This window comes from Candidatus Palauibacter sp. (genome assembly GCF_965216145.1).
In the GTDB taxonomy this organism is placed as follows: domain Bacteria; phylum Gemmatimonadota; class Gemmatimonadetes; order Palauibacterales; family Palauibacteraceae; genus Palauibacter.
Genome location: NZ_OZ244149.1, coordinates 1,106,097 through 1,120,752 on the forward strand (window position 1 = coordinate 1,106,097; position 14,656 = coordinate 1,120,752).

The 14,656-nt window shown below is 68.6% G+C and carries 11 protein-coding genes; 2 read left to right on the plus strand and 9 right to left on the minus strand.

Annotated elements, in window-relative coordinates:
• Positions 1 to 124: 124 nt before the first annotated feature.
• The 8 genes from ACOOHF_RS04900 to ACOOHF_RS04935 form a co-directional block, all read right to left on the minus strand.
• The gene (locus ACOOHF_RS04900) at positions 125 to 1,474 is read right to left on the minus strand and encodes a choice-of-anchor B family protein (protein WP_420463611.1); all 1,350 of its coding nucleotides are present in this window, start codon (positions 1,472 to 1,474) and stop codon (positions 125 to 127) included.
• 158 nt (positions 1,475 to 1,632) lie between these two features.
• Positions 1,633 to 2,919 carry a choice-of-anchor B family protein gene (locus ACOOHF_RS04905; protein WP_420463612.1) on the minus strand — a complete coding sequence of 429 codons (1,287 nt, stop codon included), beginning with the start codon at positions 2,917 to 2,919 and terminating at the stop codon, positions 1,633 to 1,635.
• A gap of 23 nt (positions 2,920 to 2,942) precedes the next feature.
• Complete coding sequence (locus ACOOHF_RS04910) at positions 2,943 to 4,097, minus strand: 6-bladed beta-propeller (RefSeq protein WP_420463613.1); 1,155 nt, start codon at positions 4,095 to 4,097, stop codon at positions 2,943 to 2,945.
• Entirely contained in the window at positions 4,094 to 6,106 is a 2,013-nt protein-coding gene (locus ACOOHF_RS04915; protein ID WP_420463614.1) for an ankyrin repeat domain-containing protein, read from the minus strand. Before ACOOHF_RS04915 ends, ACOOHF_RS04910 begins: the two co-directional genes overlap by 4 nt.
• Before the next feature lie 32 nt (positions 6,107 to 6,138).
• On the minus strand, positions 6,139 to 7,566 hold the full coding sequence (locus ACOOHF_RS04920) for a DUF1552 domain-containing protein (RefSeq protein ID WP_420463615.1): 1,428 nt from the start codon (positions 7,564 to 7,566) through the stop codon (positions 6,139 to 6,141).
• Positions 7,563 to 10,094: a DUF1592 domain-containing protein gene (locus ACOOHF_RS04925; RefSeq protein ID WP_420463616.1), complete on the minus strand. Its 2,532-nt coding sequence runs from the start codon at positions 10,092 to 10,094 to the stop codon at positions 7,563 to 7,565. Before ACOOHF_RS04925 ends, ACOOHF_RS04920 begins: the two co-directional genes overlap by 4 nt.
• Before the next feature lie 377 nt (positions 10,095 to 10,471).
• Positions 10,472 to 10,720 carry a hypothetical protein gene (locus ACOOHF_RS04930; RefSeq protein WP_420463617.1) on the minus strand — a complete coding sequence of 83 codons (249 nt, stop codon included), beginning with the start codon at positions 10,718 to 10,720 and terminating at the stop codon, positions 10,472 to 10,474.
• A 17-nt stretch (positions 10,721 to 10,737) separates the two neighbouring features.
• A complete protein-coding gene (locus tag ACOOHF_RS04935) occupies positions 10,738 to 11,988 on the minus strand; it encodes a PQQ-dependent sugar dehydrogenase (RefSeq protein WP_420463618.1) in 1,251 nt (416 codons plus the stop codon).
• Between the two features lie 85 nt (positions 11,989 to 12,073).
• On the opposite strand from ACOOHF_RS04935, the gene ACOOHF_RS04940 reads away from it, so the two are divergent.
• A complete protein-coding gene (locus ACOOHF_RS04940; protein WP_420463619.1) occupies positions 12,074 to 13,363 on the plus strand; it encodes an amidohydrolase family protein in 1,290 nt (429 codons plus the stop codon).
• A gap of 43 nt (positions 13,364 to 13,406) precedes the next feature.
• On the plus strand, positions 13,407 to 14,006 hold the full coding sequence (locus ACOOHF_RS04945; protein WP_420463620.1) for a GNAT family N-acetyltransferase: 600 nt from the start codon (positions 13,407 to 13,409) through the stop codon (positions 14,004 to 14,006).
• 21 nt (positions 14,007 to 14,027) lie between these two features.
• On the opposite strand, the gene ACOOHF_RS04950 is transcribed toward ACOOHF_RS04945, so the two are convergent.
• Positions 14,028 to 14,636 carry a DUF2911 domain-containing protein gene (locus ACOOHF_RS04950; RefSeq protein WP_420463621.1) on the minus strand — a complete coding sequence of 203 codons (609 nt, stop codon included), beginning with the start codon at positions 14,634 to 14,636 and terminating at the stop codon, positions 14,028 to 14,030.
• Positions 14,637 to 14,656: the final 20 nt, after the last annotated feature.

Sequence of the window (14,656 nt, forward strand, 5' to 3'; positions counted from 1 at the left end):
GACGCACGAGTTGCTGCGGGTCGACGCGGTTTCGACGTAGATCTTGCGACCCAACCACCGTCGTACGTGCAACTTACACGTTTAGGCCTCTCCCTCGCGCCCCTAAACTGGAGGGGACTTGTCGCTATTGCTGCAGGCGCAGGACGAAGATGCCCTCACGCCAACTGGTGGCGACGAAGAGGCCGCTCTCGAACCAGGGGTAGATCGACCAGGAGCCGAATCCGCGAGGTTCGGGCACGGTGTCGAAGAACCCGCGTTCCAGGGGGTTCGCAGGATCCGCGATATCTATGACCCGGACTCCGAAGTCATAGTTGGAGTGGTAGATCAGGTCGCCGTGGACATACAGGTTGTGGTCGGTCTCGGTGCCCGGGCCCAGATGCTCCTTCGCCAGGATCGGGTCATCGAGGTCGGTGAGGTCCCACACGAGCATGCGCGTGCGCGGTGTCAGCCCTTGAGCCTCGTCCCCTTCGTCGTTCTGGTAGAAATAGCCCTGGTCTGAGCTGAGCCAGCCCTGGTGGACGTAGCCATAGTCCGCGTACGTAGCGGTCGACAGGGTGATCGGATTCGTCTTGTCGGTCACGTCCGACACCACAATGGCGATCTCGTTCGAGCCGACGCAGATCTCGCGGCCCGCATGTTCCGTATCAGGACCGCGATACACGACGCACTGGACATCGTGGGTGTAACCCGTACCGACCCACCCGGTGCCTTCTACGGCGTGGCACCCCGCGAAACTCGGATTCTTCGGGTCCGTGAGGTCGATCATGTGCAGACCACCCCCGCACGTGTCGCCGCCGGAGTTGCTCCCGACGGCGTAGGCGAAGCCTGTCTCTTCGTTGATCGCGACGTTGTGGACCGCGCTCACGCGCGTGTACCGCCCGTCCGCCTGCATCTCCGTGAACTCCGTCAGCCCGCGAAGTCGGGTAAGGTCGAGAATCTGCATGCCGTGGCCGGCTATGGCGTCGGCGACGACGTATACGTGGTCCGCGTACACTTTCATGTCGCGCCAGATGCTCGAACCGGTATGGGAAGCGAGGTACGCGATCGGCCGGGGTTCGACGGGGTTCGAGAGATCGACGATCGAGAGTCCGTCATCGCGGCCGACGAGGGCGTACTCGACCCCCGTCTCCGGGTCGGTCCACCCCCAAATGTCGTTCAGGACAGAGGCCGGCCGCGCCGGTCTCAAGTCGCTCGGCGACACGCGTGCCACCAGATCTACGCCATCGCACGGAAAGATGCCGGCAAGGCCACCGACACATGGTGTCTCTGTGGTGGGGAGCGGCGGTGGAGGCGGCGGTGGGGGAGGCGGCGGGGGCGGCGCGGGGGGAGGCGGCGGTGGCGCAAGCGTGGGCGGGGCGAGCGGATCCGGGGTCACCGGGCCCGCAGCGTCCTCTCCGCATGCGCCGAGGACCACGCTCAGCATGAGTACCGGAATCGCCGGTCGGATTCGCATAGAGGATGAATGGGCTCTCATCTGACCATGCCTCCCGTCAACTGGAACGACGATCCGACGCAGGAGTTGCTGCGGATCGACGCGGTGTCGACGTAGATCTTGCGACCCAACCACCGTCGTACGTGCAACTTACACGTTTAGGCCTCTCCCTCGCGCCCCTAAACTGGAGGGGACTGTCGCTATTGCTGGAGTCGCAGGACGAAGAGGCCCTCGTCCCGGCTGGTGGCGACGAAGAGGCCGCTCTCGAACCAGGGGTAGGTCGACCAGGAGCCGCCGAACGTCTGGTCGTCATGGTCCGGTACCGTGTCGAAGAAGCCGCGCTCCACGGGATTCGCCGGATTCGAGATGTCGAGGATCCGCACGCCGAACGTGTAGTTGGAGTGGTAGATCACATCCTCGTGGACGTAGATGTTGTGGTCGATGGCTCCGGTGGGGCCCAGGTGCTCCGTGACGAGGACCGGATCGTCCAGATCGACCATGTCCCATACCAGCATGCGCGTGCGTGAGACCCGGTTGTTTCTTTCATCCCCTTCATCGTTCTGGTAGAAATACCGGTGATCCTCGCTCAGCCATCCCTGATGGATGTAGTCGTGGTCGGCGTAGGAGGCGGTCGACAACGTCGTCGGGTTCGCCTTGTCGGTCACGTCCGACACGACGACCGCGGTCTCATTCGAGCCCACGCAGATCTCGCGGCCCGCGTGTTCCGCGTCGGGACCTCGATAGACGACGCACTGGACATCGTGGGTGTATCCAGTCCCATGCCAACCGGTGCCTGCCTCGGCGTGGCAACCCGCGAAGGTAGGGTTCTTCGGATCCGAGAGGTCGATCATGTGCAGGCCGCCCCCGCACGTTTCGCCACCGGAGTTGCTTCCGACGGCGTACGCGAAGCCGGTCTCTTCGTTGATCGCGAGGTTGTGGACAGCGCTCACATTCCGGTATCTGGCGTCCGCGCTCAGTTCCGTGAACTCAGTCAACTCACGAAGCCGCGTGAGGTCGAGCACCTGGATCCCGTGCCCCGTAATCTCCGAGACGACGTACACGTGATCCGCATACACTTTCATGTCCCGCCAGAGGGTCTCCGAGAAGGCGGAGGGCATGAACGCGACCGGCCTCGGTTCGACCGGGTTGGAGAGATCGACGATCGAGAGGCCGTCGAAGTGCCCGACGAGGGCGTACTCCACCCCCGTCTGCGGATCGGTCCACCCCCAGATGTCGTTCAGGGAGGTGGCCATCCTTCCCGGCCGCAACTCGCGCGGAAGCAGCCACCCCACCAGGTCCACGCCCTCGCACGGGAACCCGCGGGCCGTGCCGCCCTGGCAGGGGGCGAGCAGCGTGGCGACGGGTTCGGGCGGCGGCGGTTCCGGCGGATCGACCGGACCCGTCGCGCTTTCGCCGCACGCCACCGAGAGAAAAGCCAGCAGGAGAGTCGCGCCTCGCACCGAGGCGGGGATGCGCTTGGCAGTCATCTGTTCGACATCCTCCCGTCCCCTCAATTCGTCAGCAGCAGCCGCGGCCCGAGGAGTCGGTGCGGGTCGGCGTCCGGCTTCGGGCTGAACTTGTTGATCCAGCCCCCGCTGTACGACGCGATGTACAGATTCCCATCCTCGTCCATGTCGAGTTGGTGCGGCAGCGACAGCCCGCCCGGCCAGGTACCGCGGCCGATCGCACCCGCCTGCCCGTAGGCGCCCCAGTAATCCTGGAGGACGCCATCCCGGTCGTACTTGAGCACGCGGTTCAGGCTCGCGTCCAGGACCCACACGGCGCCGTTCACATCCAGCCAGATGTTCACGGGATCGAAAATGTTCGGCCACTCCTCGATGAACTCCCCGTCGTGCGTGAACAGCTGAAGGCGCTCGTTCTGGCGGTCCGCGACGTAGACCCGGTCTTCGTCCACTGCGAGACCGTGCAGAAGATCGAACTCGCCGGGCCCTGTACCGAGCGCGCCCCATTGCATGACGAACTCACCGTCCTCCGAGTACTTGACGATGCGCGAGTTCCAGTACCCGTCGGCGAGCAGGAAGCTCCCGTCCGGCAGGAACGCCAGCTTCGACGGCCACCCATAAGTATAAGGGTCCCAGTCGGATCGCGCGCGCGCGGCCTCTCGCGTCTTGGGATGGTCCCGCTCGCCCAGGCGCATGACGATCTCGCTGCCGTCGTTCGTGAACTTGACGACCTGCATGTGCCCCTGCCCGCCGCCGCTGTCGATCACCCACACGTGGCGGTCGGGGTCGTAGGGGCTGATGTACGCCTGGTGCGGCAGCGTGAAGATCGAGTCCCACTGCGCCCACTGTTCGACGATCTCGCCGTTCCCGTTCGCGACGACGACGAAGTTCGTCCGGCGGATCTGTCCGTTGCGGGGGGCCGAGCGGTCGGCGGGCCAGTCGCCGCGGGTGACGACGATGATGCGGTCCGCGTGGTCCACGGCCACTCCGGCCACCTGCCCCCAGCCCCACTCGTCGTCGTGATTGGGCGCGGGCTTCCACCAGCCCTCGACGGGGTCGTAGGCGCCGGTGCGGTCGTCGCCGCCCTTCACAGTCGTCGCGTTCGCCGGGTTCGCGGCCCGGCCTTCTTCGCCGCACGCCCAGGAGGCGGCCACGGCCGCCGCCCCGATCGCGACGAGGAGCGTCAGCGGGCGAGTCTTCATTTATCCCCCTTCGTCTGCTTCCTGTCCGTCTTCCCGGTTTCGGCCCCGTTTTCGGTCGTCACCCTCGCCGCGGGGGCCCATGGATCGTTGACGCCGGCGCCGGGGCAGGCGTCGCCCGTGTCGAGGAAGTGGGTGTGGAGGCACTCGAGCGTGGAGCCCAGTTCAGTGAGCAGTTCAACGGTCTCGGGGTAAGGCACGCGGGTGAAGAACCCGGCCCGACCGCCGCGCGCCATGTCCGCCGTGGACTGTCCGAGACGCGTGATGGCCGTGACATCCGCGCCTTGCGAGACCAGATATTCGATGAGTTCGTTGTCGCCGCGTGATGCCGCGTAGTGCATCGGCGTATAGAGCCAGGAATCGAGCCGATTCACGTCGGCGCCCAGTTCCTCGATCAGGTACTTCACCGCCGGGATGAACTGATTGGGACGGCTGCGGACGCTGAACGCGCCGAGACCCAGATATCCCCCGCCCGCGGCGGCGTGCAGCGGCCAGGCGTTGGGTGCGCCCTCGGGGATCCCGGGCAGCGCCGAGTCCTCCTGCTGCCGGCCGTCCTGCTGCCGGCGCTCCCGCATCCCGACTTCCGGCCAGCGCGTGGGGATGTTCGGGTCCGCCCCGTGCGCGACGAGCAGCTTCATGGCCTCGAGGTCCTGCGCGAAGGCCGCGCGCCAGAACGGCGTCGCGCCGGTGAGGTCGATCCCCATCTTCGTGAGCCCGAACTCCCAGTACCACAGGTGCGTGTTCAGCCGGGGGTCGGGGTCCGCGCCGGCTTCGAGCAGGGCGCGCAGCACCTCCATGTGCCCGGCCTGCTGGCGGTCCTGAGCACGCGGCTGAGGGTAGTTGGACTTCGGGGCCCACTGCGTCTGCAGCGCGGCGAACAGGGGGGTGGCGCCGTCGGTCGAGGCGGCGAGATCCGGGTCGGCGCCGCGTTCGATGAGGACGAGCGAGAAATCGAACTGGCCGTTGAGCATCGCCATGAGGAGCGGGCTGGTCGCGTCCGCGCTCACCTGGTCGATGTCCGCGCCGCCGTCGAGAAGCGCCGCGGCCGCCTCGATGTGCCCTTCCCGCGCGGCGTGCAGGAGCGCGGTCGTGCCGCCGGTCATGCCGACAAGGACTTCGCGGTACGGGGGGCGCACGACGTCGGGGCCGCCGGGGTAGTCGGGCCCGACGCGGGCGAGCGAGTGCGCGCCGACCTCGCCGACATCGAAGCCGGAACGGAGGAACTCGCGCTGCGCGTGGATGGCCGCCTGGACGTGCGCCGGGGCAGGCTCGCCCGGCCATTCGGCTTTGGAGTCCACCTCCGGTCCGTACGGTCCGAGCGTCTCGGCCGGCGCGCCGATCCAGTCCCGGAAGCGGCGGTTTGCTTCACGGTCGAGCGCCAGACTGGGCAGGACGTCGACCACGGCGGTCGCTATGCCGGGGTCGGCCCCGGCCTCGAGCAGCGCGGCCACGGCCGCCGCCCGGTTCGCCGCAGCGGCGAACATCAGGGGTGTCTGCCCCGCCGACCCTTCGCGGGCGTTGGGGTCCGCGCCGTGGTCGAGCAGCGCGGTCACGGCCGCCGTGCCGTCCACGGCGCCCGCGGCGAGGTGCAACGCGGTCACGCCGCTGTTCGTCGTCGCGGCGTTCGGGTCGGCCCTCGCCTCGAGCAGGAGCGCGACGACGGCGCCGTGCCCCCCGCAGCCAGCCATATGGAGCGGCGTGTAGCGACCGATGCGCGTCCCGGCATCCACCGCCGCGCCCGCGTCGATCAGCGCCCGGGCCGCCTCCGCATGGCCTCGCTCGGCGGCAAGATGCAGCGCGGTGATCCCGTCGCCCCGCGCCGCGTTCACGTCCGCGCCCTCCCCCACGAGCGCCCGCACGACCTCGACCTGCCCGTCCCGGGCGGCATCCAGCAGCCGATCGTCCCCACCCGACGATCCCGTCTGCGCCGCTGCCCCCACCGGGAGGAGCGCCAAAATCAGGAGCGCCGAAATCAGGAGCGTGCCCATGGCGGAGTTCGCTCCGGGCGCCATTCCGCCCTTCGCTCCGCGCCTCATGCCGCGCCTCATCGGGCGCCGCTCCCGCCGGGGGCCGCCCCGCCCGCGAAGTCGAGCGGCAAGGCACCGTCGCTGTCACCGAACGTGCTCAACTCCGGGTGTCCGATCTTCCGCATCAGGCTCACGAACGCGTTCGCCATCGGCGTCCCGTCGGGAGCCCGATGGTGCACACCCCCCTCCAGCGCGCCGTTCGCCCCGCCCAGGAAGAGGAGAGGCGCCCTCCGGTGGTTGTGGAGGTTCCCATCGGCCATCGGAGAGCCCCAGACGATCGCCGTCCTGTCGAGCAGCGACGCGTCGCCTTCCACGGTGCCGCCCAGCTTCTCGAGGAAGTAGGCGAGTTGGCCCAGCCGATAGGTGTTGATCCGGTTGAAGTCCATGATGTCCTCGGGGACGTTGCCGTGGTGCGAGGCCCCGTGGACGGACTTCGTCGTCCCGCTGTCGGGAAAAGCCCGGTTCGACTGATCGAACCCGGTCTTGAAGGTGATGACCCGCGTCAGATCGGTCTGCAGCGCGAGCAACTGCAGATCGAACATGAGCCGCATGTGTTCCTCGAAGGAGTCGGGGATCCCGGACGGCGCCTCCGGCATCTCCCGCTCCTCACCGCTCGCGTTGCGCGCCTCGACGAGCTGGATCCTGCGCTCGATCTCGCGGATATGGTCGATATACTCGTCCAGCGCGATCCGGTCCGCCGAGCCGAGCGCACTCCTGAGCCGCGCGACCTCGGTGGCGATCCAGTCGATCATGCTGCGGTCGGTGCGGCGGCGCGCCGCGCGATCCGCGGCGGTGTCGCCCGCCCCGAACAGCCGCTCGAAGACGACGCGCGGCTCCCGGATCGCCGGGAGCGGCAGGTCGGGCGAGGCCCACGCGAGCGAGGTCGTGTAGGCGCAGTGGTAGTTGTACGCGCAGCCGCCGCCCCGATCGATCCCCTCGATGCACAGTTCCAGCGACGGGAGCACCGTCTCCTGCCCGAAGCGTTGCGCGTGCAGCTGGTCGAGCGAAGTCCCGAGGTAGATGTCGGACCCCTGCGTCTGCTTCGGGTGCGCCTGGGTGAGGAACACCGCCGTCGAGCGGTCGTGGTCCCCGCCGATCTCCTCCGCGCGCGAGGCCTCGGCCGAGCGGCAGTCCGTGTTGCTGACGATCGTCATGTACCCGCGGAACGCCTCCAGCGGCTTGAGCTGGCTGTCCGCCACGAGTTCGAAGTCCCGGCCGGTCGTCCCCGGTGCGAACAGGTGCCGGGCGTCGCCCCAGTCGCTCGAGCCCGCCGCCCCCATCGACTCCTCGACGCAGACCAGGCGCGTGAAGTTCGCGGCCTTCATCGGGTCGGCCCACAGCCGCCCTGCGGGAATCATCGCATCGAGAAGGGGCAGGGCCACGCTGGCGCCGGCGCCACGCAGGAAGGTGCGACGCGAGAGGTGTGTGCCGGTGACGAAGTTCATGATCCAGCTCCTTCTGTCATTCTGCTCTCATTCTCTCGACTCTCACCCTCTCGACTCGCGCCCTCTCGGCTCGCGTCCCCCTGCTCGTCCACGACGGGCTGGGGGCGCACCATCCGGAACGCGTCGCTGTTCACGACGCCGAAGATGAACGAGGACATCCGGTAGTCGTCCGCTTCCGCTTCCCGCGCGATCGCCCGGATCCCCGGTTCGTCGAAGTACTCCACGCGCCGCCCGATCGCGTACGCCAAGAGGTGCGACGCGAAGTTCCGGACGAGCGGAATCGGCCGCTTCATCAGCACGTCGACAAGATCGGCCGGCGTGCTCACGTCCGTCCCGTCGTAGAAGGTGCCGCGCGTGTCGAGCGGGACGCCGTTCTCGCGGATCCGCACCTGTCCCGTCACGTCGTAGTTGTCGAGCGCGAGGCCGATCGGGTCCATGAAGCGGTGACAGGAGCGACACGTCGGATTCGCCCGGTGCATCTCCAGCCGTTCGCGGGTCGTGAGCAGCCGCCCACCTCGCGCCGATTCCGTGTCATCGAAGGCGGGGATGTTGGGCGGCGGCGGCGGCGGCGGAGTACCCATGAGCACCTCCATCACCCACTTGCCTCGCAGCACCGGCGAGGTCCGCGCCGACATGGACGTGAGGAGCAGCACGCTCCCGTGCCCCAGCACCCCGCGCCGGCTTTCGTCCGGGTAGGACACGCGCCGGAACCCGGGCCCCGAGACCCCCGGAATCCCGTAGTGAGCCGCGAGCCGCTCGTTCAGGAAGGTGTAGTCCGCAGTGAACAGTTCCAGCAGGCTCCGATCCTCGCGCACGAGCCGGTCGAACAGGAGTTGCGTCTCCCGCACCAGATCTTCGCGCAGCTGCCCCGTGAAGTCCGGGTACAGGTAGGGCTCCGGCTGGTTGTCTTCCGCGTCCTGCAGCCGCAGCCACTGCGAGGCGAAGCGCGTCGACAGCGCCTCCGCGCGCGGGTCCGCCAGCATGCGGCGCACCTGAGCTTCGAGGACCGCGGGGTCCGAGAGCCGGCCGTCCGCGGCGAGGTCGAGCAGTTCATCGTCCGGGATCGTCGCCCAGAGGAAGAAGGAGAGCCGTGTCGCGAGATCGAGGTCCGAGATCGCGTAGCTCTCGTCGCCGGCCACACCCTCTGGAGCCCGCTCGAGGCGGAAGATGAACGACGGGCTGGCGAGAATCGCCTGCAGCGCCGTCCGGACCCCGACCTCGAAGCCTTCCTCCGCCGCAGCCCCGTCGTAGAACGACATCGGCCCGGCGATATCCTCCTCCGTGACCGGCCTCCGGTACGCCTCGCGCGCGAGGCGCGTGACGATCTCCGTCGCGCAGGCACGCGCCTCCCCGGAAGCCGCCGATGCGGGCCGGGCGGGACGGCAGCTGAAGAGCGTGCGGCGGCTCGCCGTCTCGGAGAGCCCCGCGGTGCGCCGCGGGCCCGTGATCATCAGCTCGCTCAAGTGCGGAAGCGCCGTGATCCCGTAGTTCGCCCACGACTGCGAGTCTTCCCCTCCCACGAACGACCAGCCCGGCGTCTTCAGGCGGTCCTCGTACGGCCCCTCGATCGTCCGCACGAACGCGGCCGCGATCTGCCGCTGGCCCGCCCGCACGAAGATCGGCTCGGTCCGGATCGGGTAGGTCGAGCGGCTTCCGTGCTCGAGGCCGAGCAGCGCGACTCCCTCGCCGTCGATCGAGATGTCGACATCCTGGAAGCCGGTCCCCTGGCCGAAGAGCGTCTCGATCGTGAACACGTACTCCCCGTCGACCGGGAAGTCGTGCGTCACGACGATCCCTCCGCGGGTCCCGTACGGCGTGCCCTCGAGATGATCCCAGGCGTGCTGCGAGACTTCGATCGGGTTCGTGTATTTCGCCGAACGCGACAGGGCGTCGGGGTTGCCGACCGCGAGCCGGCTCACCTCGGTGGCAGCCCGCAGGTACGCTTCGAGCAGCGTAGTCGAGAGGCCCTGCGCGTCGGACATGTTGTCGAAGGCGCCCAGATACGTGTCCGCCGGGAGCCAGCGGCCGGCGTCGATCTCGAGGTCGAGGAGGTCGCGGATGACGCGCTCGTACTCGGCCCGGTTCAAGCGCTGGAAGCGCCGCGCGCCGGGGTTCGGATCGTGTGCGGCCGCGCGGTCTACCACCGTCTCCAGCGTCTCGACGAGCGCCAGAAGCGTGTCCGGAGACGGTCGACGCTGGCCCGGCGGCGGCATCATCCCCGCACGCAGCTTGCGGATCATCTTTTCGGCGGTGGGCGCTCGCTCGTGCGCCGCGTCCACATCGAACGTCTCCAGCGTGAGGTTTCCCCGCAGCAGGCGCTCGTTGTGACAGCGCACGCAGTACCGCTGGACAACATCGGTGAGGTCGGCGAAGGCGGGGGTCGGCGTCGGCGGGGTGGCGTCGACGTGTCCGGTCACGATCTGCGGCGGTCGCGCGACGGGCGCGACATCGGGCGCACGGCTCTCCGACGGCCCGCCCGCAACGGCAAGCCAGAACCACAGGATCGCGCCCACACTCAATGACTTCATGCGCCGCCCTTCGAGAAGCCGGGGTGCGCCGGAATGCGCTTCAGCCAATTAACTTAGGAAAAAGAACATCCCGCCGGGAGGGGCTTCGTGGCCAGCAGGCTCGGTCAACTGGCTTGCCGCGAGCGCCCCTCCACCCGGTAGTCGCTGAGCCGGCACGAGTGCCTCTGCGGCATCGCGATGCGTGTGCTGGAGCCGCTCCACCCGACAACCCGAGGGAGCGAGACCGGAGGCTGCCTGGGGGTTGTTGCTGGTCCCTGCGAAGCCTTATGCCAATTCAAAATGAGACTTTCAATTGGCATAGGCCGACACAGGGGCACCGACACTCCCATGATTGCTCGAGATCTCGCGCCGGTGAACAGTCATCCTGAGATCCAGAGCTAGCGCCTCCACTGTTCCGGCGCGGGGATGCCGCGAGAGATCAGGATCTCGAGGTCCGCCGCGTCCCGCAGCACCGATGCGATGGCGCCGGGGTCGGCCGCGACGCCTGCGAGGGTTCCGAGATGACCCCCTCCGGGCGCGGAGAGTTCAATCGCCTTCAGCCTGGCCGCCCATGCGGATGACACCGGGAGCGTGAAGGCGAATCCCGATCCTCCGTCGCCGTCCGCCACCTCCTGCATGGGAGCCACCTCGGTCTCGACATGGGCTACCTCCGTCCCGCGGGCACGAGTCGGACGATGCCGGTTGCGGGGCCGTCGATGTCGCGCGTTTCCCCATCGATGGCGACGTAGACGAAGCCGTCCGGTCCCTGGCGCACGTCGCGGATGCGGCCGATCCCCTGGAGGAGCGTCTCCTCGTGCGCCACCTCCTGCCCCTCCATCCGCAGCCGCGCGAGACGCCGGCCGCTCAGACCGCCGACGATCATGTCCCCGCGCCACTCGGGGAAGGCCTCGCCGGTGTAGAAGAGCATCCCGGAGACGCCGATCGACGGGACCCAGATGTAGTCCGGCGGTTCCATGCCCTCCATGAGCGTCGCCGAGTGGATGCGCGCGCCGGTCCGGTAGTTCACCCCGTAGCCGACCACGGGCCAGCCGTAGTTGAGGCCGGGCTCGATCAGGTTCAGTTCGTCCCCGCCCTGCGGGCCGTGTTCGTTCTGCCACAGTTCGCCCGTCTCCGGATGGACCGCCATCCCCTGCGCGTTCCGGTGGCCCCACGTCCAGATCTCGGGGTGGATCCCGTCGCGGCCCACGAACGGGTTGTCCTGCGGGATCCGACCGTCGTCGTGGATGCGGATCGTGCTTCCGTTGTGATTGGAGAGATCCTGCGCCGGGTGCGCCATGAGGTCGCCGGCCGAGGGCCACTGCCGGTCGCCCAACGTCATGAACAGGTAGCCGTCGTGGTCGAACACGAGGCGCCCGCCCCACATCGAGCTTCTATCCGTCCCGTTCCCGAACGCGTCCGCGTGGAACAGTTCCTCGACGTCGGTCAGGCGGTCGTTCTCGAACCGGCCCCGGGCGATCGCGATCGTGCCCAGCGAGTCCGCGCCCGGTTTCACGTAGCTCAGGTAGAGCAGCCGGTTCGTGGCGAAGTCCGGGTGGAGGATCGCGTCGCGCAGGCCAGCCTGCTCGAAGCCGCTCATGGAGCGCGCGCCGCGGCCCAGCGCCCGGATCTCCGGCAGGCCCTCCACGGAGCCGGGGAGTAGCGCACCGTCCCGGATGATGCGAAGCCGGCCGGGCCGCTCGGTGACGAGCAGATCGCCCTCCGGCGTGAAGACCATCGAGAACGGGCGCACGAGGCCGTCGGCGACTTCTTCCACCCGGAAATCGTGGTGCGCTGTCTGGATGATGTCGCCGGCTGCCCCTTCCGGGTCGCCCGCAGCACACCCCGCGAATGGCAGAAGCAGCAGCAGGCAAGCCGTGCGTTCGAAGCTGTGCAGGGTGCGGGGGATATGGGTCATCGCAGGCTCGGTCTCGTCCGTGTACACGCGAGTAATCGGGCTCCTATACTAAGGGCGTCCCAGCAGAGCCTGACAGGAGGTTGAAATGCGTCGAACCACAAGATCCCCATCGGTCACCCTCACCCGCCTCGCAATCCTCCTTCCGACTGCCGGACTTCTGGCGGGCTGCGCGCCGGACGGCGGCGGAGATGGCGCCGGCGCGGTCGCGTTCGAGGGCGCCCGCGTGATCACGGGCGACGGCTCGGTGATCGAGTCGGCCGTGCTCGTGGTCGAGGACGGACAGTTCGCGGCGGTCGGGGCGAGCGGCGAGGTCGAGGTGCCCGCCGGCGCCGAGCGGGTCGATCTCGGCGGCAAGACGGTCATGCCGGCGCTCGTGAACGCGCACATCCACCTCGCCTCCGAACGCGACGAACGGACCACGCAGCTCCAGCACATGGCGTACTACGGGGCGGGGGCCGTCGTGAGCCTCGGCACCGAGAGCGGGAACGTCGGGTTCGAGATGCGAGAGGAACTCGTCCCGGACGCGGCGCGTTCCAAGACGGCCGGGCGCGGGATCACGATGCCGGAGCCCGGTCGCTCCGATGTCCCCTACTGGATCGAGACGGAGGACGAGGCACGGGCTGCGGTTCGGGAACTGGCCGAACGGCAGGTCGACATCGTCAAGATCTGGGTCGACGACCGCGGGGGGCAGTACGAGAGGCTCTCCCCGGAACTCTACGGCGCGATCATCGACGAGGCGCACCAGCACGGGCTCATGGTCACGGCGCACGTCTTCTACCTGGAAGACGCCAAGGGGCTGCTCGAGGCTGGGATCGATATCTTCGCCCACGGCGTGCGGGATCTCGACGCCGATGACGAACTCATGGAACTGTGGGCGGAGCGCCCGGAGGTGGTGCTCGTCCCCAACCTCCCCGGACCCGGGGTGGCGCTCGACCTGAGCTGGCTGGGCGGCACCGTTCCCGCCGACCAGCTGGCGGAGATGCAGGCGGCATCCGCGGACAATCCCGCCGCGCAGGCGTCGTTCGGCATCCAGGCGCGGAACCTGGCCCGCTTCGCCGAGGCCGGCGTGACGATCGCCTTCGGCACGGACGGCAACGCGGCCTGGGCGCCGCACCAGGAGATGGAGGACATGGTCCGCTCCGGGATGACGGCGGGCGACGTCATCGTGGCCGCGACGAAGACCTCCGCCGAACTGATGAACTGGAACGGACTCGGCGAGATCGCCGCCGGGAAGAGCGCCGACTTCATCGTGCTCGACGCGAACCCGCTCGACGACATCACGAACTCGCGCCAGATCGACGCGGTCTACCTGCGGGGGGCGATGGTCGACCGCGAGGGGATCAGCGCCCGCATGCTCGGCGCGGGAACCGAGTGACTGTCGGTCCGGTGACCGCCGTTCCCGACCTCGGGACGCTTCGATGATCGAACTTCAACCCGTGACGCTCGAGGGCCACGGCGTCCGCCTCGAGCCGCTGGGTCCAGAGCACGCGGACGCGCTCGCCGAGGCGGCGGCGAACGGCGAGTTGTGGAACCTCTTCTTCACCTTCGTCCCAGCCCCGGACGAGGTCACGGACTATATCGAGACCGCGCTCGAGGGTCAGGCCGCCGGTCACATGCTGCCGTGGGTGGTCCGGCTCCTGGAGACGGGCGCCGTGATCGGCTCCACGCGCTACCACGACATCCTGCCGCATGTGGACCGGGTCGAGATCGGCTACACCTGGTACGGGGCGAGCCACCAGCGGACATACGTCAACACGGCCTGCAAGCTGCTCCTCATGACGCACGCGTTCGAGACGGTGGGATGCGGAGTGGTGGGACTCCGGACGGACGGCATGAACCTGCGCTCCCAGCGAGCCATCGAGGCGCTGGGCGCGAAGAAGGACGGCGTCCTCCGCAACCACTCGCTGCGCCGCGACGGGAGCGTGCGCGACGACGTGATGTACTCCGTGCTGCACCACGAATGGCCCGCCGTCAAGCAGCACCTGAAGACCCGCCTCTGGCGCCACCGCCAAGGCTGACGGTAGCGCCGGGCGTTCGGCTTACATGCCGAGCGGGATGTCGACCTGGGTATTCTCCCACGAGAGACGGAGCGCGCCGTCCATGTGCTCGAAGGTCATCATCTCGACCATCTCCGCGGTGGCGGAGGGCATCGCGCTGAAGCTGCCGATCTCGGTGCTGCGGACCTCGGCGTCGATCGGGATCCCCCAGCGCTCGAAGTTGGAGTTCAGGTAGAACTCCCACTCGCTCTCGCCGGGGATCGCGTACAGCGAGTAGCTCCCGGCCGCGAGCGCGACGCCGCCGACCATGGCGTCCGCCGACAGGTGCAGCGTCGTGGGTTCGTTCGCCCCGACGCGCCAGGGCTCGCCGAACGGAACGAGTTCGCCCATGACCACGCGCTCGCGGGCCGAAGGCGCCCCGTAGCACAGCAGGGCCTCACCGCCGCCGGCCGAGAACCGAAGCTCCTGGAGCGGGCTCTGCCGTCCCTCGGCGTCCCCCATCACGACACAACTCAGTTCGGCAGACGCCATTTCGGCCGAGGCCATTTCATCAGCGGCCTCGCCCGTCTCCGCCATCTCGGCCTCGCCGGATCCTCCGCCGCACCCCGCGACGAAGAAGACGGCCAGGTACCACGCATTGCTTCTCTTCATCTCTTCCCTCTTCTCCTCAG